Annotated in this window: 17 protein-coding genes and 2 tRNA genes; 14 read left to right on the top strand and 5 right to left on the bottom strand. The window is 70.2% G+C overall.

The genetic code is table 11. From position 1 onward, the window contains the following. The first annotated feature begins 24 nt into the window (after positions 1 to 24). From recF to ACF1AG_RS13770, 8 genes are all read left to right on the top strand, one after another. Positions 25 to 1,146 (top strand): DNA replication/repair protein RecF, encoded by a 1,122-nt coding sequence (gene recF / locus ACF1AG_RS13805; protein ID WP_359747736.1) that lies wholly within the window; start codon positions 25 to 27, stop codon positions 1,144 to 1,146. Further along, positions 1,143 to 1,685, top strand: a complete 543-nt coding sequence (locus tag ACF1AG_RS13800; protein ID WP_359601738.1) for a DciA family protein — start codon at positions 1,143 to 1,145, stop codon at positions 1,683 to 1,685. Before recF ends, ACF1AG_RS13800 begins: the two co-directional genes overlap by 4 nt. Positions 1,686 to 2,119: 434 nt before the next feature. Further along, positions 2,120 to 4,177, top strand: coding sequence for a DNA topoisomerase (ATP-hydrolyzing) subunit B (gene gyrB, locus ACF1AG_RS13795; protein WP_359601737.1), 2,058 nt, complete (start codon positions 2,120 to 2,122; stop codon positions 4,175 to 4,177). Positions 4,178 to 4,219: 42 nt separating this feature from the next. Further along, positions 4,220 to 6,817: a DNA gyrase subunit A gene (gene gyrA / locus ACF1AG_RS13790; RefSeq protein WP_359601736.1), complete on the top strand. Its 2,598-nt coding sequence runs from the start codon at positions 4,220 to 4,222 to the stop codon at positions 6,815 to 6,817. An 18-nt stretch (positions 6,818 to 6,835) separates the two neighbouring features. Then, positions 6,836 to 7,573, top strand: coding sequence for a DUF3566 domain-containing protein (locus ACF1AG_RS13785; protein ID WP_359601735.1), 738 nt, complete (start codon positions 6,836 to 6,838; stop codon positions 7,571 to 7,573). A 122-nt stretch (positions 7,574 to 7,695) separates the two neighbouring features. Further along, positions 7,696 to 7,769, top strand: a tRNA-Ile gene (locus tag ACF1AG_RS13780). A 78-nt stretch (positions 7,770 to 7,847) separates the two neighbouring features. After that, on the top strand, positions 7,848 to 8,306 hold the full coding sequence (locus ACF1AG_RS13775) for an ASCH domain-containing protein (RefSeq protein WP_359601734.1): 459 nt from the start codon (positions 7,848 to 7,850) through the stop codon (positions 8,304 to 8,306). A 78-nt stretch (positions 8,307 to 8,384) separates the two neighbouring features. Next, positions 8,385 to 8,762, top strand: a complete 378-nt coding sequence (locus ACF1AG_RS13770; RefSeq protein WP_359601733.1) for a VOC family protein — start codon at positions 8,385 to 8,387, stop codon at positions 8,760 to 8,762. 237 nt (positions 8,763 to 8,999) lie between these two features. Here the strand turns inward: ACF1AG_RS13770 and ACF1AG_RS13765 are convergent, their stop codons facing one another. After that, the gene (locus ACF1AG_RS13765; protein WP_359601732.1) at positions 9,000 to 9,425 is read right to left on the bottom strand and encodes a DUF6344 domain-containing protein; all 426 of its coding nucleotides are present in this window, start codon (positions 9,423 to 9,425) and stop codon (positions 9,000 to 9,002) included. A 338-nt stretch (positions 9,426 to 9,763) separates the two neighbouring features. Here ACF1AG_RS13765 and ACF1AG_RS13760 point away from each other — a divergent pair, with 338 nt between their 5' ends. Both ACF1AG_RS13760 and ACF1AG_RS13755 read left to right on the top strand, forming a co-directional pair. Next, positions 9,764 to 9,892: a DLW-39 family protein gene (locus tag ACF1AG_RS13760; RefSeq protein WP_003999697.1), complete on the top strand. Its 129-nt coding sequence runs from the start codon at positions 9,764 to 9,766 to the stop codon at positions 9,890 to 9,892. A 202-nt stretch (positions 9,893 to 10,094) separates the two neighbouring features. Next, positions 10,095 to 11,372 carry a hypothetical protein gene (locus tag ACF1AG_RS13755; RefSeq protein ID WP_359601731.1) on the top strand — a complete coding sequence of 426 codons (1,278 nt, stop codon included), beginning with the start codon at positions 10,095 to 10,097 and terminating at the stop codon, positions 11,370 to 11,372. A 101-nt stretch (positions 11,373 to 11,473) separates the two neighbouring features. Here ACF1AG_RS13755 and ACF1AG_RS13750 read toward each other — a convergent pair whose 3' ends face one another. Further along, positions 11,474 to 12,994, bottom strand: coding sequence for a protein kinase (locus ACF1AG_RS13750; protein ID WP_387796028.1), 1,521 nt, complete (start codon positions 12,992 to 12,994; stop codon positions 11,474 to 11,476). Between the two features lie 141 nt (positions 12,995 to 13,135). Continuing rightward, positions 13,136 to 13,684: a DNA-binding protein gene (locus ACF1AG_RS13745; RefSeq protein ID WP_359601729.1), complete on the bottom strand. Its 549-nt coding sequence runs from the start codon at positions 13,682 to 13,684 to the stop codon at positions 13,136 to 13,138. Between the two features lie 182 nt (positions 13,685 to 13,866). On the opposite strand from ACF1AG_RS13745, the gene ACF1AG_RS13740 reads away from it, so the two are divergent. After that, a tRNA-Ala gene (locus ACF1AG_RS13740) sits at positions 13,867 to 13,939 on the top strand. Between the two features lie 140 nt (positions 13,940 to 14,079). On the opposite strand, the gene ACF1AG_RS13735 is transcribed toward ACF1AG_RS13740, so the two are convergent. Then, the gene (locus ACF1AG_RS13735; RefSeq protein WP_359601728.1) at positions 14,080 to 14,799 is read right to left on the bottom strand and encodes a DUF5324 family protein; all 720 of its coding nucleotides are present in this window, start codon (positions 14,797 to 14,799) and stop codon (positions 14,080 to 14,082) included. A 338-nt stretch (positions 14,800 to 15,137) separates the two neighbouring features. Here ACF1AG_RS13735 and ACF1AG_RS13730 point away from each other — a divergent pair, with 338 nt between their 5' ends. Further along, complete coding sequence (locus tag ACF1AG_RS13730; protein WP_359601727.1) at positions 15,138 to 15,665, top strand: peptidylprolyl isomerase; 528 nt, start codon at positions 15,138 to 15,140, stop codon at positions 15,663 to 15,665. Between the two features lie 104 nt (positions 15,666 to 15,769). Next, positions 15,770 to 16,657, top strand: coding sequence for a rhomboid family intramembrane serine protease (locus ACF1AG_RS13725; protein WP_359601726.1), 888 nt, complete (start codon positions 15,770 to 15,772; stop codon positions 16,655 to 16,657). Between the two features lie 302 nt (positions 16,658 to 16,959). On the opposite strand, the gene crgA is transcribed toward ACF1AG_RS13725, so the two are convergent. Then, the gene (crgA, locus tag ACF1AG_RS13720; protein ID WP_037640637.1) at positions 16,960 to 17,214 is read right to left on the bottom strand and encodes a cell division protein CrgA; all 255 of its coding nucleotides are present in this window, start codon (positions 17,212 to 17,214) and stop codon (positions 16,960 to 16,962) included. A 140-nt stretch (positions 17,215 to 17,354) separates the two neighbouring features. Here crgA and ACF1AG_RS13715 point away from each other — a divergent pair, with 140 nt between their 5' ends. Next, positions 17,355 to 18,137 carry a DUF881 domain-containing protein gene (locus tag ACF1AG_RS13715; protein WP_359601725.1) on the top strand — a complete coding sequence of 261 codons (783 nt, stop codon included), beginning with the start codon at positions 17,355 to 17,357 and terminating at the stop codon, positions 18,135 to 18,137. The last annotated feature ends 72 nt before the right edge of the window (positions 18,138 to 18,209 follow it).

Here is an 18,209-nt window from a genome sequence, read left to right as displayed (position 1 = left end):
CCGGAGGAGGTCGGCGGAACGACCATGCACGTCACGCACCTGTCGCTGGCCGACTTCCGCTCCTACCCCCGGGTCGAGGTCTCGCTCGACCCCGGGGTGACGGCCTTCGTCGGTCCCAACGGGCAGGGCAAGACGAACCTCGTGGAGGCGGTCGGCTACCTCGCCACCCTCGGCAGCCACCGGGTGTCCTCGGACGCGCCGCTGGTGCGCATGGGTGCCGACCGCGCGATCGTCCGGGCCCAGGTCCGGCAGGGCGACCGGCAGCAGCTGGTCGAGCTGGAGCTCAACCCGGGCCGCGCCAACCGTGCCCGCATCAACCGGTCCTCGCAGGTCAGGCCGCGTGACGTGCTGGGCATCGTGCGGACCGTGCTGTTCGCGCCCGAGGACCTGGCGCTGGTCAAGGGCGACCCGGGTGAGCGCCGGCGCTTCCTTGACGAGCTGATCACGGCGCGCTCCCCGCGCATGGCGGGCGTGCGCTCCGACTACGACCGGGTGCTCAAGCAGCGCAACACGCTGCTGAAGTCGGCGGCGCTGGCCCGCCGGCACGGCGGCCGCACCCTGGACCTGTCCACACTCGACGTGTGGGACCAGCATCTCGCCCGTGCGGGCGCGGAGTTGCTGGCGCAGCGCCTGGACCTGCTGGCCGCGCTGCAGCCGCTGGCCGACAAGGCGTACGAGCAACTGGCGCCCGGCGGTGGCCCGGTGGCGCTGGAGTACAAGCCGTCGGCGCCGGGTGAGGCGCACACCCGTGAGGATCTCTTCGAGCAGCTGATCGCCGCGCTCGCGGAGGTCCGTAAGCAGGAGATCGAGCGCGGGGTCACCCTGGTCGGCCCGCACCGCGACGACCTGCTGCTCAAGCTGGGCCAGATGCCCGCCAAGGGTTACGCGTCGCACGGCGAGTCGTGGTCGTACGCGCTGGCGTTGCGTCTCGCCTCGTACGACCTGCTGCGGGCCGAGGGCAACGAGCCGGTGCTGGTGCTCGACGACGTCTTCGCCGAGCTGGACACGCGCCGCCGGGAGCGGCTGGCGGAGCTGGTGGCCCCCGGCGAGCAGGTGCTGGTGACGGCCGCCGTCGACGACGACGTGCCGCACGTGCTGGCGGGCGCCCGGTTCGCCGTGTCCGAGGGGACGGTGGAGCGCGCGTGAGCGAGGAGCGGCCGCCCGTCGGCGGCGCCGGCAAGGATCCCGAGCCGTCGGGCGTCGACCTGGCTCGTGTGGCGCTGCGCGCGGCCCGGGAGGCGGCACGCGCGCGTGGGGACGCGGCGCAGCAGAGGAAGCAGGCGCGGCGCGGGGGTCTGCGCTCCGGCGCGCGTGGCGACCGGCGCGATCCGATGGCGTTGGGCGCGGCGATCAACCGGCTGCTCACCGAGCGCGGCTGGGAGGCCCCGGCGGCGGTCGGCGGGGTGATGGGGCGCTGGCCGGAGATCGTCGGCGAGGACGTCGCCAAGCACTGCGAGCCGGAGCGCTACGACGAGGACGAGCGGGTGCTGGTGGTCCGGTGCGACTCGACGGCCTGGGCGACCAATCTGCGGTTGCTGGCGCCGACGCTCGTGGCCCGTCTCAACGACGACCTCGGGCACGGCACCGTGCGGCTGATCAAGGTGGTGGGACCGGCCGGACCGGCCCGCCGTTACGGGCCGCTGCGCGCCCCCGGAAGCACCGGTCCGGGCGACACGTACGGGTGATCCGAGGGCTTTTTCCGCCCCTCTGCGCATACGTGAGAGACATCACATCAGGGCGTCCGAGCACCGCGTTCGCGGGCCGGACGCCCGCTTCGTCGTGCTGCCTGACGCGGGCGCGGATCGCCACCTGACTCCTAAGTAGCCAAGGGTTGACGGCCGGAAGCGCTGAGTGCCCTCGTGGGGCCTCTGGAGCCCCCATCCGCATATCGGGAGTCGGGCGAGGCCGTTTCCGGGCGGCACATGCGGACTCAGGTGCCCGCAAACCCCCATCGATGTCAGCGCTACCGGTAGACTGGAAGACAATCCCGCCCCGATCGTGGGGACCGCCCGGGAAGACGCTGAGCAACGCTGATCAAGGCTTACCAACGCAACATGCCGCAGCCGCTCCGGCAACCTGCCGACGAGCCCGGCTCGTGCTGTGCCAGAAAGGGCGCTTCGTGGCCGATTCCGGCAACCCCAACGAGAACATCCCGTCCACCGACACCGCCGCAGGCGACGCGGCAGGCTCCTCGACCGGAGACGCCGCGTCGTACGACGCGAGTGCCATCACCGTCCTCGAGGGCCTGGACGCGGTCCGCAAGCGACCCGGCATGTACATCGGGTCGACGGGCGAGCGGGGCCTGCACCACCTGGTGCAGGAGGTCGTCGACAACTCGGTCGACGAGGCGCTGGCCGGTCACGCGGACACCATCGACGTGACGATCCTGGCCGACGGCGGCGTCCGTGTCGTCGACAACGGCCGTGGCATCCCCGTGGGCATCGTCCCCTCCGAGGGCAAGCCCGCCGTCGAGGTCGTCCTCACCGTGCTGCACGCGGGCGGCAAGTTCGGCGGCGGCGGTTACGCGGTCTCCGGCGGTCTGCACGGCGTGGGCGTGTCCGTGGTCAACGCGCTGTCGACGCGCGTCGCCGTCGAGGTGAAGACCGACGGTCACCGCTGGACGCAGGACTACAAGCTGGGCGTCCCCACCGCGCCCCTGCAGCAGCACGAGGCGACGGAGGAGACCGGTACGTCGGTCACCTTCTGGGCCGACGGCGACATCTTCGAGACCACGGACTACTCGTTCGAGACGCTCTCCCGGCGCTTCCAGGAGATGGCGTTCCTGAACAAGGGTCTGAAGATCAACCTCACCGACGAGCGCGAGTCGGCGAAGGCGACCGCCGGTGCGGACGAGGCGGGCGAGGACGAGAAGCACGAGGTCAAGAGCGTCGCGTACCACTACGAGGGCGGCATCGTCGACTTCGTGAAGTACCTCAACTCCCGCAAGGGCGAGGTGATCCACCCCACCGTCATCGACCTCGAGGCGGAGGACAAGGAGCGGCACCTGTCGCTCGAGGTCGCCATGCAGTGGAACGGCGGCTACACGGAGGGCGTGTACTCGTTCGCCAACATCATCCACACCCACGAGGGCGGTACGCACGAGGAGGGCTTCCGTGCGGCGCTGACCTCGCTGATCAACAAGTACGCGCGCGACAAGAAGCTGCTCCGCGACAAGGACGACAACCTCACCGGTGACGACATCCGCGAGGGTCTGACCGCGATCATCTCGGTCAAGCTGAGCGAGCCGCAGTTCGAGGGCCAGACCAAGACCAAGCTGGGCAACACCGAGGTGAAGACCTTCGTGCAGAAGGTCGTCTACGAGCACCTCGCAGACTGGCTGGACCGCAACCCGAACGAGGCCGCGGACATCGTCCGGAAGGGCATCGCGGCGGCCACCGCGCGCGTGGCGGCACGCAAGGCGCGCGACCTGACGCGCCGCAAGGGTCTGCTGGAGACGGCGTCGCTGCCGGGCAAGCTGTCCGACTGCCAGTCGAACGACCCGACCAAGTGCGAGATCTTCATCGTCGAGGGCGACTCCGCCGGCGGCTCGGCCAAGTCCGGCCGGAACCCGGAGTACCAGGCGATCCTCCCGATCCGCGGAAAGATCCTCAACGTCGAGAAGGCGCGTATCGACCGGATCCTGCAGAACCAGGAGATCCAGGCGATGATCTCCGCGTTCGGCACCGGTGTGCACGAGGACTTCGACATCGAGAAGCTCCGCTATCACAAGATCATCCTGATGGCGGACGCCGACGTCGACGGCCAGCACATCAACACCCTGCTGCTGACGTTCCTGTTCCGCTTCATGCGGCCGCTGGTCGAGGCCGGGCACGTGTTCCTCTCCCGTCCCCCGCTCTACAAGATCAAGTGGGGCAAGGACGACTTCGAGTACGCGTACTCCGACCGCGAGCGCGACGCGCTGATCGAGATGGGCCGCAACGCCGGCAAGCGCATCCGTGAGGACTCCGTCCAGCGCTTCAAGGGCCTCGGCGAGATGAACGCCGAGGAGCTGCGCATCACCACGATGGACCAGGAGCACCGGGTCCTCGGGCAGGTCACCCTGGACGACGCAGCCCAGGCCGACGACCTCTTCTCCGTCCTGATGGGCGAGGACGTCGAGGCCCGCCGCGCGTTCATCCAGCGCAACGCCAAGGACGTCCGCTTCCTCGACATCTGAGTCGGTCTCAGCTGACCGCACCAGGAAGGATCTTCACCAGCAATGACCGACGAGAACACTCCCGTCACGCCTCTCGAGGACGTGGACGCCGCCGCCATGCGTGTCGAGCCCGTCGGGCTCGAGACGGAGATGCAGCGGTCGTACCTCGACTACGCGATGTCCGTCATCGTGTCGCGTGCGCTGCCGGACGTGCGTGACGGCCTCAAGCCCGTCCACCGCCGCGTGCTGTACGCGATGTACGACGGCGGTTACCGCCCCGAGCGCGGCTTCTACAAGTGCGCCCGCGTCGTCGGCGACGTCATGGGCAACTACCACCCGCACGGCGACTCCTCGATCTACGACGCGCTGGTCCGCCTCGCGCAGCCGTGGTCGATGCGCATGCCGCTGGTGGACTCCAACGGCAACTTCGGCTCTCCGGGCAACGACCCGGCGGCGGCCATGCGCTACACCGAGTGCAAGATGGCGCCGCTGTCGATGGAGATGGTCCGTGACATCGACGAGGAGACCGTCGACTTCACGGACAACTACGACGGCCGCTCCCAGGAGCCGACCGTCCTGCCGGCCCGCTTCCCGAACCTGCTGATCAACGGTTCGGCCGGTATCGCGGTCGGCATGGCGACCAACATCCCTCCGCACAACCTGCGCGAGGTCGCCGCCGGCGCCCAGTGGTACCTGGAGAACCCCGAGGCGTCGCACGAGGAGCTGCTGGACGCGCTGATCGAGCGCATCAAGGGCCCCGACTTCCCGACCGGCGCCCTGGTGGTGGGCCGCAAGGGCATCGAGGAGGCGTACCGCACGGGCCGCGGCTCGATCACCATGCGCGCGGTGGTCGAGGTCGAGGAGATCCAGAACCGCCAGTGCCTGGTGGTCACGGAGCTGCCGTACCAGACCAACCCCGACAACCTCGCGCAGAAGATCGCCGACCTGGTGAAGGACGGCAAGGTCGGCGGCATCGCCGACGTGCGCGACGAGACGTCCTCGCGGACCGGCCAGCGCCTGGTCATCGTGCTGAAGCGGGACGCGGTCGCCAAGGTCGTCCTGAACAACCTGTACAAGCACACGGACCTGCAGACCAACTTCGGCGCCAACATGCTGGCCCTGGTCGACGGGGTGCCACGCACGCTGTCGCTGGACGCGTTCATCCGCCACTGGGTGACGCACCAGATCGAGGTCATCGTCCGCCGTACGCGCTTCCGGCTGCGCAAGGCCGAGGAGCGGGCGCACATCCTGCGCGGTCTGCTGAAGGCCCTGGACGCCATCGACGAGGTCATCGCGCTGATCCGGCGCAGCGACACCGTCGAGATCGCGCGCGGCGGCCTGATGGACCTCCTGGAGATCGACGACATCCAGGCCAACGCCATCCTCGAGATGCAGCTGCGCCGACTGGCCGCCCTGGAGCGCCAGAAGATCGTCCAGGAGCACGACGAACTCCAGGCGAAGATCAACGAGTACAACGAGATCCTCGCCTCCCCGGTCCGCCAGCGCGGCATCGTCAGCCAGGAGCTGGCCGCGATCGTGGAGAAGTTCGGCGACGACCGCAAGACGAAGCTGATCCCCTACGAGGGCGACATGTCCATCGAGGACCTGATCGCCGAGGAGGACATCGTCGTCACGGTCACGCGTGGCGGCTACATCAAGCGCACCAAGACCGACGACTACCGGGCGCAGAAGCGCGGCGGGAAGGGCGTGCGCGGGGCGAAGCTCAAGGAAGACGACATCGTCAACCACTTCTTCGTCTCCACCACGCACCACTGGCTGCTGTTCTTCACCAACAAGGGCCGCGTGTACCGGGTGAAGGCGTACGAGCTGCCGGACGCCGGCCGTGACGCGCGCGGGCAGCACGTGGCGAACCTGCTGGCCTTCCAGCCGGACGAGACCATCGCCCAGATCCGCGCCATCCGGGACTACGACGCGACGCCGTACCTGGTCCTGGCGACCAAGGCCGGCCTGGTGAAGAAGACCCCGCTGAAGGACTACGACTCCCCGCGGTCCGGCGGTGTCATCGCGATCAACCTGCGTGAGCAGGAGGACGGAACCGACGACGAACTGATCGGTGCTGAACTCGTCTCGGCCGAGGATGATCTGCTGCTGATCAGCAAGAAGGCGCAGTCGATCAGGTTCACGGCGACGGACGACGCGCTGCGGCCCATGGGGCGTGCCACCTCGGGCGTCAAGGGCATGAGTTTCCGTGAAGGGGACGAGCTGCTCTCGATGAATGTTGTTCGACCCGGTACGTTCGTGTTCACTGCCACAGACGGCGGGTACGCGAAGCGGACCGCTGTCGACGAGTACCGCGTCCAGGGTCGCGGCGGCCTCGGCATCAAGGCCGCCAAGATCGTCGAGGATCGCGGTTCCCTCGTCGGCGCGCTGGTGGTCGAGGAAACCGACGAGATCCTCGCCATCACGCTGTCGGGTGGTGTGATTCGTACGCGAGTCAACGAGATCAGGGAAACCGGCCGTGACACCATGGGCGTCCAACTGATCAACCTGAGCAAGCGCGATGCCGTGGTCGGCATCGCCCGTAACGCCGAAGCAGGACGCGAGGCGGAGGAAGTCGACGGCGACGTGGTCGTGGACGAGTCCGCCGACGGGGACGCGACCACCGGTACGGACCAGGGCGAGGTGCCCGCGTCCGAGTAGCACGAGGAGTGAGTCAGCGTGAGCGGAGCCACGGGCGCCGGACCGGCCGGTACCAGTACGGGAACGGACGGCGGCGGCCGTGGCTCCGCCGCGCGGGCGGCAGATCCGCACACGACCAATCTCAAAGCGATCAAGGCGCCCGACGCCTCCTCGTCCACCAGACGGGGGTCCCAGGGGGGAACCGTGACGGACACCCGAGGCCAGCAGGCCGCACCCGGTCAGGGTGGGGCCCAGGCGGCCTCGCCGCTGCCGGGGGAACGGCAGCCGCAGCAGCAGGCGGGCCCGTACCACCCGCCGCAGGCCTACCCGGCTCAGGCCGGCGCCGCAGCCGGCCGCACCACCGGCGCCGTGCGGCGTCCCCGCACGGGCGCCAGCACCACCCCGCGCGTGCGCAAGGCGCGCCTGCGCGTGGCGAAGGCCGACCCGTGGTCGGTCATGAAGGTCAGCTTCCTGCTGTCGATCGCGCTCGGCATCTGCACGATCGTCGCGGCCGCGGTGCTGTGGATGGTGATGGACGCCATGGGCGTCTTCTCGACCGTCGGCGGCACGATCTCCGAGGCGACCGGCTCGGAGGGCTCGAACGGCTTCGACCTGCAGTCGTTCCTGTCGCTGCCGAACGTCCTGATGTTCACGACGGTCATCGCCGTCATCGACGTCATCCTGGCGACGGCACTGGCGACCCTGGGAGCGTTCATCTACAACCTGTCGGCCGGTTTCGTGGGCGGCGTCGAGCTCACCCTGGCCGAGGACGAGTGAACAGCTCACCGGGCGCCTCCGGGCCGCGCTGACAGCCCGCGGAGAACCGATTTTGGGACTGCCCCGGTCGTGCGCTAATCTTCAGGAGTCAGCGCGCGGGACACACCCCCGCAGAGCGCGGCGGGGCTATAGCTCAGTTGGTTAGAGCGCATCCCTGATAAGGATGAGGCCACAGGTTCAAATCCTGTTAGCCCCACAGTAAAGAAACCCCCGGTCCACCTGGACCGGGGGTTTTTGCGATGCGCGGCCCGCGTCAGGCGGTTACGGTCGCCGGATGACATCCGATCCCACGCCGCTCGCCGCGCACGTCGCGGAGCTGCCCAAGGCGGAGTTCGCCTTCCCCGGCCCGCTGCGCGACCGTCTGGTCGCGGCGATCCTGGACGGTTCCAAGACCGCCACGACCGGACTCGTCGTCGAGTACGAGCGTGAAGGGGAGCCCTTGCCGGAGGTCGGGGACCGTTCGGTGCTCGTCGACTCGGAGGACCGGCCGGTCGCGGTCCTCGAGGTGACCGGGGTGCGTGTCGTCCCGCTGGCGCGGGTGGACACCGCTCACGCGGTGGACGAGGGGGAGGGGTACGCCGGTGTGGCCGAGTGGCGCGCGGGCCACGAGCGGTTCTGGGGCGGCGCGGAGATGCGTGCGGCGCTGGACGCCCCGGACTTCGCCGTCGACGACACGACGCCGGTCGTCCTGGAGCGCTTCCGTGTCGTCACCGACCTGCGTGGCGCCGGCTGAGCCGCGACATCTCTCGCGTGGCGCGGGGCCGGGCGGTACGGTCGCGGGCTCGTGTGTCCGATGGGAAGGTGGGGCCTCATGGCGAGTCGGATCAGTGAATTGGTGCTGGAGTGCCGTGACCCGGAGCTGCTCGCGCGGTTCTGGTGCGAGGTGCTCGACTTCGTGGAGCTGGACCGTGACGGGGAGGACATCGAGATCGGCCCGCGCGAGGGGTTCGGCGGGGCGCGGCCGACTCTGATTCTCAGCAAGCAGGAGCGGCCGCAGGCGGACAGGACACGGCTGCACATCGACGTGAACGCCACCGACCGCGACCAGGACGCCGAGCTGGAACGTCTCCTGGCGCTCGGGGCGCGGCCGGCCGACGTGGGGCAGACCGGCGAGGAGTCGTGGCATGTGCTCGCCGACCCCGAGGGCAACGTGTTCTGCCTGCTGAGGAGGCGTCTCGACCCGCTCTGAGAGCCTGTCGAGAGCCCTGAGGTGTGGGAAGTTCCACCGGAGCCTCATGGAGGCTCACGACGCCGTGTGCGGGCGCCGGATTCGGACATGACCCGGACCCCGGTCGGAGGGCGACCGGGGTCTTCGTCTGCTCTGCTCGTGTCGTGCCGTTGTGCTGTACGCAAGTTCGCCAGGACTCCGGTGAAGCAGCGACGGCACGAGGAGGGTCGGGCCTGCGGGGCAGCGGGCGCGGCGGCCTCAGCGTTGCAGGGGGATCCGGGCGGAGGCGGGTGCGGGCAGGGTGGCCGCGGTGTCCGGGGAGCAGTGCGCGGGGACCAGTTCGGACTCGGGGCGGCGTTCCGTGGAACTGTCCTGTTCCGCTTCGGTGTCCTCCTCGGCCGTGTCCGAGAGGGGCCGGTGGCGGCAGCTGGGGGACTTGCCGTGCGCCTCGGCGTGGATGCGCTGCTTCATCGTGGGGGGCAGTGCCCTGATCAAGGACCAGGACCACGTGGAGGCCGTCGGCGCGGACGCCTCGGTCTTCTGAGCGCTGTCGCTGTTGCGCGTCTTCTGGGTCTGCGGTACGGCCGCCGCGGCGGCGGTGGTGACGAGACCGAGCGCCGTGCACAGCGCGAGGAAGGCGGTGACAACGGCGTTCCACAGCTGCATGACCTTGTTCCTGGCCATGGCCCCTCACTTTCGGGTTGGGCGATTTGCGTACTTTCCTCATGATGTGTATGAGGGCCTCGAAGTGGTGGACCGACGCCCGTGCCGCGTGGATGTTCAGATGAACACCACTCGGATGGGTGCATGACGGTCGGAAATCCCTGGTTACGGGAGGAAACGGAGCGAAAACACCGTGCGTGCGGGTGTGATCACCCTCCGGTCCGACCGTCCGCGTCGCGTCGATCCGGTTGCCCGGGGCGGCAGTTGGAGGCGGCCTGGCAGGTCACCGATCGGTATCGGCCGGTGTGTATAGTCGGGCGCCAGAGGTCCCCAACGTCAAGGAAAGACGAGGTCGCGCGGTGAAGAAGCTTCTCCTGGTCGCACTGGCCGCCATCGGCGGGCTCCTCGTGTACCGCCAGATCCAGGCGGATCGCGCCGAGCAGGATCTGTGGACGGAGGCGACTGACTCCGTGCCCACGGGTTCGTGAGTACCGACATACGACGCTGAACAGACCCCGGCCGCTTGTGCGGTCGGGGTTTTGTGCGTCAGGGACCTTGTGGGCGGGCCGCGCCCGCGGTGCAGGATGGGCGGCGGTACGGATCGGGGCCCGGCGGCGACGACGAGGGGGGCGCGTGAGAGGACGGCAGGGCACGGCGCGGTGTACGACGGCACGGAGCCGGTACGGCGCCGTGGGGCGTCCGGTCCTGGCGGCCGCGCTCGGACTGGGGATCGCCCTCACGGGGCAGCCCGCCCGGGCCGCCGGACAGGACACCGCCCCCGCGTACGCCTTCGCCGAGGACGCGCGCCGGATCGAGGGCGCGGGGAGCACCGCCGACGCCGCGGAACTGGAGCCCGGCCGGACCTACCGCAGCACCCTCCCGCCCGACGCCAAGGTCTTCTTCCGCCTGGAACTGGACGACACGGAGACCACGTACGCCTCCGCCACCGCCGTTCCGCCGCCCGGAACAGGCGTCTCCGTCGCCGACGGCGTCAAGGTGACCGTGGAGGACGCCGACGGCCGCTCCTGTGACGCGGACACCGCGACCTTCGGAGCGCCGGGCAGCCCTCATCCGGTCGCCGCGTGGGCCATGCGGGAGATCTCCCCCAGGCGAAGCCTCTGCGCCGAGGCCGGGACGTACTACGTGACCGTCGAGCGCGCCGCCCCCGACGCGCGCGGGGCCTCCCCCGACCACTGGGAGCTGGAGCTCAGCACCGTGTCGGAGCCCGCGACGAGGACGCCGGACGGCACGGCGACGCCCGGGGCATGGGACTCGGCGACGCCCGCTCCCGTCCAGGGAACCGCCCGACGCCGTTCCGGCGGCGCGGGATTCGCGCAGGCGGCCCCACTCGGCGAGGGCGTGTGGCGCGACGACATACGGCCGGGGCAGACGCTCTTCTACCAGGTCCCCGTCGACTGGGGCCGGCAGCTCCACGCCACCGCCGAACTGGGCAGCTCCGGCACGGACGCCTCCCGCTACGTCGCCTCCGCGCTCTCCCTGGACCTCTACAACCCGGTGCGCGGCCACGTCGAGGACCTGTCCCTCGGCTACAACGGCGGCCAGAAGTCCAAGGCACTCAAGCCCTTGCCGCCGGTCGCGTACGAGAACCGGCACGCCACCGGGCAGCAGGTCTCGGCGGTGCGGTTCGCCGGCGCCCACTACCTGGTCGCGCACCTCTCCCCGGAGGTCGCCGAGGACTACGGCGACGGCCCCGTGCCGCTGACGCTGCGCGTGCGGCTGGGCGGGGCGGCGCGCAACGGGCCGGACTACGCGGGCGGAACCGTGCCGGCTGACGTCTTCACCGTCGACGGCGGCGGTGCTGCCTCGGGCGAGGGCGGCGACGCGGGCGACGAGACCCTGTACCGGGTCCTCGCGGCGGGCGGCATCGGCACCGGGAGCGCCCTGGTGGTGGGTCTGGGGGTGTGGACGGTGGTGGCCCGGCGCCGGGGCGCGGCCCTTCCCGGGTGATCCGGTGACGTCGCCGCCGCCGCGGTGGTCCGTGCGCCGTCGGTGAGGCGCGCGTCGACGGAGCGGGCGGCGCGCGGCGCCGACGGAGCGGGCGGCGCGGGTCAGATGCGGGTGAGCGCCCAGAAACCCACGGCGTAGCACGCCAGCGCCAGCAGCAGTACGGGGACCGCGACCCGCGCCGGAGGACCGGTCCTACGGGTTCCGCGTCGGCGGTGGGAGCGGGGGACCGGTGCGCGCTGCGTGGTCACCGTGTCCGGATGCGGAACCTGCGACGACCGTGCGGTGTATTCAGCAGTGGAAGGGTCGGCACGCACGGCCGGAGGCGGCAGGGGGGAGCGCAGCTGATGGGTCGCTTCGTAGGGGGAGAGCTCGTGCGCCTGGTGCTGGTGGCCGTACGGGGAGTGAGGCATGTACTGCGGGGGCTGTGGGGGGTGCTCGGGGGAGCGCGGAGTGGGGACCGAGGCGGGCCGGGGCGGCGGCAGGGGGAAGCTTCCTGTGTCCGAGGGGGCGGCGGGCTGCGGCCTGGCGTCGGGCGGCCTGGCGTCGGGCGGCCTGGCGTCGGGCGGCGTGGCGGCCGGGGGAGCGGTGGGGGTGGCCGTGCCGTGCCGTGGGTCGGGAGGGGCCGTGCTCCAGGCGGGGCGTGGCTCGGCTTCTCCGCCGACCCCGACGCTCTGCCCCGCTGTCCCGCCCTCGTCGACGCCCACTGGTCCACCGGCGTCCGGACGCAGCCCGGAGGCCCTCTTCTCCGGACCGTCCTCGGTGAACCCGGGCGGCAGCGGGCCGAGTTGGTCGAATATCTCGATCAGCTCGTCGTCGGGGCCGGGCTCCGGCAGCAGCTCCGCCGCCGCGGCGAGCGCCTTCCGCGCCCCCGTCGCCGTGCGGAAACGCGCCTCCGGATCGGGCTGCAGCAAGGTGGCCACCACCTGCCACAGCGGCTCGGGGACGCCCTGCGGCGCACCCGGCGTCCCGTGGTCGGCGAAGTACTGAATGAGAGCCTTGGCGTCCGGCTTCGCGCCCTCGAGCAGGTACAGGGCGACCAGGCCCACGGCGAAGAGGTCTGCGGGGAAGTCCGGCTCGGCGCCCATCATCTGCTCCGGGGCCAGATACCCCGGGGTGCCGACGACCAGGTCGGTCTCGGTCAGCCTGGGCTCGCCCAGCCGCATCGCGATGCCGAAGTCCGACAGCCGGAGCTTCGGCCTGCCCCGGCCGGTCGCCTCGAGCAGCACGTTGGCGGGCTTGATGTCGCGGTGCACCACGTCCTCCGCGTGCACCGCCGCGAGCCCTGAGAGGAGCTGGTCGAGGAGGGTGCAGACGAACGCGGGCGGCAGCGGACCGTAGTCGCCGACCAGGTGCACCAGGGAGCCGCCGGCCACCAGGTCCATGGTGAAGAGGACCTTGTCGTCGTCGGCGGCCCAGCTGGTGGGAGCGAGCACATGAGGGTGGTCGATCCGCAGCGCCTGCTCGCGCACGAAGCGCAGCAGGGAGTGGGCGTCGCTCTGCAGCAGCACCTTCGCCGCCACATAGCGGCGACGGCGGTGGTCCCAGGCGCGCCACACCGCGCCCACGCCCCCGCGTCCGATCGGGTCGACCAGCTCGTACCGGCCGGCGAAGACCTCACCCATGACTCTGCGTCGCTCCTCCCCCTGAGGTGTCCCCCTGTCTCTCCCCCACGACGCGCGATACGACTCCCCCTGTGCCCCGGTGTCCCCCCGGCCCCCACGTGTCACCGGCGGCCGAACCCCCATCGGCCGCCGGGCGGTGCATCAGCTCTGGTGCGACTGGTAGTGCGTGACCGCGTCGGCCGTGCGCCCGGCGCCGTAGACCCGGAGGAACTCCGCGAGCTCCGGGTGTGTGGGCGCGAGGGAGTCCGCAGCGTCGAGGATGTCGCCGGCGGCCGCCACCGACCGCAGCAAGGACTGGATCTCACGGACCACGCGCTTGACCGTGGGAGCACCTGAACTGCTCGTGGTCTGCGTGGTGTTGGTGAGGACGGAACCCCCCTGGGACTTCTTGATCTCCTCCATGCGCTCCGTCGCCTCGGCCGCGCTGACGCTGCCGTCCGCGACCTGCCCCGCCAGGTCCTGGAGCAGCTGCACACGCTGGACCACCGCCGGATTGCCGATCTTCGCCCGCTGGCCGCTCATCAGCTGCGACAGCATCGGAGCCGACAGTCCGAGCACCCCCGCCAGACGGGCCTGGTTGAGGCCCAGGTCGTCTATGAGCCTACGGAAGAGCGCCCCCAACGGCTCCCCGTACCAATTCCGCTGCAGTTCCCGCGCTCTGGCGGTGGCTTCCTGCTGTGCGGCGTCCATTGCGTCTCCCCATCGCTTCCCCATGAACCGTGGGTTCGCTAGAGCGAACCACGCCACGCATCTTACGGAGAGTGGTTGGTCACGGGGACCCCCAATCTCTTTGCGGAACACCCGGGGGGACCCGGTACTCTGGTCCCGGACGCCTGCCGGGATCTGTTCGCCCTGGTGGACGCATCCCCTCCGGGGCCTTAGCTCAGTTGGTAGAGCGCTGTCTTTGCATGGCAGATGTCAGGGGTTCGACTCCCCTAGGCTCCACAGAGAAGACCCCTCCACCTGCGGAAACGCGGTGTGAGGGGTCTTGTTTCACGTGAAACGACGCGGCGGGACAGAGGCCTCAAATCCTCTGTCCCGCCGCGTCGTTCGCGCCGTTCCTCGTGCTGACGATCGGCTTCCGGTCACTCCTCGTCGCGCTTGGCGGCCTCTTCCTCGGCCTCCTTGGCCGCGACCTCGGGGTCCAGGCTCCCCACGTCGCTGCCGTCCACGGAGGTCAGGGTGGTCGAGCCGGACACGTCCGTCGCGGCCGGCGGTTCCACCAGCCAGTCCGGGTTGGCCTGCTTGTCCCACCACTTCCACGCGGCGTAGGCGCCTCCTGCCACGGCGCCCACGATCAACACGACCTTGGCCGCACGGCCGGCCGCGGCCCGCCGTTGCTGCTTGCGCACGAGCTTCTGGATCTGCCGGGCCGTGACCTGGCCCCGCAGAGCGGCGAGCGCGGCCGCACTCCTGGCCGCGGCCTCCTCCCGCGCGGGTCCGGCGGCGGCCACCGCCTGCTCGAGCACCGGCCGGGAGTAATCCGCGGCCTGGCGCGCGGCGAGACGCGTGCGGACGGCGGCCTGCTGGGCGGCCTTGTCGACCTTCGGCGGCACGTGGGTCCGAGCCTGTTCCAGATACGGCTGCACACGGGCGTCGTACTGCACACGCGCCTGTTCGGCGGCCACGCGTGCCTGTTCCGCGGCCTGCGACACCTTGGGCGCGAGCCGTACGCGGGCCTCCTGTGCGTAGTGCGCGGCCCTGACCTTGGCCGTGTCGGCGTAGGGCGCCACCACTTCCGCGGCGTGCAGCACGCTGTCCTTCGCCGAACCGGTCGCGGCGCGCACGCTGTCGATGCGGGTCACGAGTTCCTCCTCCTCGGTGGCGTACGGTATTTCGACTTTCCACCCTTTTCCGGATCATGCCTGCCGGGTCGGCGAGCGGCATGCGTGGACGGGCGAACGGGTGCCGTCCTCGGTGGCCGACGGCGGTATCGAGGGCAAGGGGGGCGAATACGGTGTAACGGGTGCTTGTCGCCGACGATGCCACGGATCGGCACGATGTGCCCCCGGCGCGGAAGGACTCGTGACGGTTTCCGCGAGCGGTACGGCTCCGGACGCCTTCTGTGCACCGAGGCCGGGCGACTGCGCCGCCGGTCCGTGCGAGGATCGGGGAGTCACGGAAAGACAACGGAAGGCACATCGTGGCTGAGCAGCTCTACGCCACCCTGAAGACCAATCACGGCGACATCGCGGTCAAGCTCTTCGCGAACCAGGCGCCGAAGACGGTCAAGAACTTCGTCGAGCTCGCCAAGGGCGAGCGGGAGTGGACCAACCCCCAGACCGGGCAGAAGACCACGGACAGGCTCTACGACGGCACGGTCTTCCACCGGGTAATCAGCGGCTTCATGATCCAGGGCGGTGACCCGCTGGGCAACGGCACCGGCGGCCCCGGCTACCAGTTCGAGGACGAGTTCCACCCGGACCTGCGCTTCGACAAGCCCTACCTGCTGGCGATGGCCAACGCGGGCCCGGGCACCAACGGCTCGCAGTTCTTCATCACCGTCTCCCCGACGGCCTGGCTGAACCGCAAGCACACGATCTTCGGCGAGGTCACCGACGCCGCCAGCCAGAAGGTCATCGACACCATCGCCTCGACGCAGACCAACCCGCGCACCGACCGTCCGGTGAACGACGTGGTCATCGAGTCGGTCGAGATCCGCGAAGGCTGAGCCCTTCGCTCCCCCGGGGCGCGAAAGCCTCCAAGGGAACCAATCGCCCCGCTCATCCGTAAGGATGGGCGGGGCGGGGCTTTTCCAACGACCTAGGGGCTCTCATGGACGACCAGGCCGCCGGCGGCCGGCAGGACGCCCAGCGCGTCCCCGGCTGTTATCGCCACCCGGACCGCGAGACCGGTATCCGCTGCACCCGGTGCGAGCGGCCGATCTGTCCGGAGTGCATGGTCGACGCCTCGGTCGGTTTCCAGTGCCCTGAGTGCGTCCGCGGCGGCGGGGGCGCGGGGCACGCGCCGTCGGCCTCCATGCCCCGCACGCTGGCCGGCGGGACCGTCGCCGCGGATCCACGGCTGGTGACCAAGATCCTCATCGGGATCAACGTCGCGGTCTTCCTCGCTGTGACGATCGAGAGGTCGCTGCTGTCCGACCTCTACCTGGTGGGCGCCTGGCCGCCGGCGCCGTTCACGCCCACCCAGGGCGTGGCGGGCGGCGAGTGGTACCGGCTGGTGACCTCGATGTTCACGCACGAGGAGATCTGGCACATCGGCTTCAACATGCTCAGCCTGTGGCTGCTGGGCGGACCGCTGGAACAGCACCTGGGCCGGGCGCGCTATCTCGCGCTGTACCTGATCTCCGGCCTGGCGGGCAGCGCCCTGACGTATCTGCTGGCCGGGGGGAGCACGGCCTCGCTCGGCGCGTCGGGCGCGGTCTTCGGACTGTTCGGCGCGACGGCCGTGCTGATGCGCCGCCTCCGCTACGACATGCGGCCGATCATCGCCCTGCTGGCGATCAACCTCGTCATCACCTTCAGCTGGAGCGGCATCGCCTGGCAGGCGCACATCGGCGGGCTGGTCGCCGGTGTGGTCGTCGGCTACGCGATGGTGCACGCCCCGCGGGATCGGCGGGTGCTGGTGCAGTACGGCACCTGTGCGCTGGTCCTGGCCGTGGTGGTGCTGCTCACCCTGGTGAGGACCGCGCAGCTCACCTGAGCCGGGGTTTGTCCACAGACGGTGCCGGATCTTGTGCACATCGTGCGAGAAGCGTGCCGTGTTCGGTCACTGACCGCTGTTGGCGCAGGTCAGGCTACATGCGAACAGACTTTCGGTTGGTGGTGTTTCTGTCACACCGGCGTCAACCTCGAAGAGGGTTATCCACAGATCGGGTCGCCTATCCACATGTGGACAAGGGCTGTGGATAACTCAGGGGATAACCCTGCCCAGAGCTGTAGACCTCTTCGGGCAGGGCAGGGCGCAGCGGCCGGCCGGGGCCGGGCGCTGCGCCCGATCCGGCACTACTTCCACTGAGTGGAGACGCCGAACCCGGCGGCGATGAAGCCGAAGCCCACCACGATGTTCCAGTTGCCCAGCTGGTCGATGGGCAACGAGCCGTCCGTGACGTAGAAGACGACGATCCAGGCCAGGCCGATGAGGAAGAGGGCCAGCATCACCGGCGCGACCCAGGCCCGGTTGGTCAGCTTGATCGCGGCCGTCTGCTTGGCCGGAGGCGGCGTGTAGTCGGCCTTCTTGCGGATACGTGACTTCGGCACGAGGGTCTCTCCTGTCGATGCGCTGCGTGGCCGCGCAGGGTCTGGGTCGGGCTCGGGGCAGCGTACAAGGGGACTCTGAGTGCTCCCCCGGGCGTCCGTTAGCGTAGTGCTTCTACGGCGCCGAAGGAGATAAGGGTACGTTGAGCAATTCTGCCGACTTCCCGGGGACGGAATCCAGTCCCGCGGCCCGCCCACGCCGTCTGCGTCCGGTGCGGGTGCTCACCGCGGGCATCTTCGCCCTCGCGGGCCTCCTCTTCTTCGTCAGCTTCGACACGGCCAAGGGCACCAACATCCGCACGGACGCCTCCCTGCTGAAGCTGTCCGACCTGATCCACGAGCGCAGCCGGAAGAACGCCGAGCTCGACGAGTCCAACGGCGCGTTGCGCAAGGACGTAGAGGCCCTCGCCGAGCGGGACGACGGCAGCACCGAGGCCGAGGACGCCCGGCTCGCCGCGCTGGAGGAGCACGCCGGCACCCAGAAGCTGAAGGGCGAGGCGGTCACCGTCACGCTGAACGACGCGCCGCCGGACGCCACCGCCAAGCTCCCCGGCTATCCCGAGCCGCAGCCGGACTATCTGGTCATCCACCAGCAGGACCTCCAGGCCGTGGTGAACGCCATGTGGCAGGGCGGCGCCGAAGGCATACAGGTCATGGACCAGCGGCTGATCTCCACCAGCGCCGTCCGCTGTGTGGGCAACACCCTGATCCTCCAAGGCCGCGTCTACTCCCCGCCGTACACGATCACCGCGGTCGGGGACCCGGAGAAGCTGAAGAAGGCGCTCGCCGCCTCGCCGGCGATCCAGAACTACATGGTCTACGTCAACGTCTACGGCCTCGGCTGGAAGGTCGAGGACGAGGGGACCACCACGCTGCCCGGCTACTCCGGCACCGTGGACCTGCACTACGCCGAACCCGTCGACTGACACCCGCCGTCCCCCCGGCCGGTTTCACGTGGAACATGCGCGCGGTATCGAGGCGATCGGCCCCGCGGCACG

It is taken from the genome of Streptomyces sp. NPDC014764 (assembly GCF_043082785.1).
Lineage (GTDB): Bacteria > Actinomycetota > Actinomycetes > Streptomycetales > Streptomycetaceae > Streptomyces > Streptomyces althioticus.
Note: the sequence above shows the minus strand (reverse complement) of the source record. Positions and strands in the feature narration are given on the sequence as shown.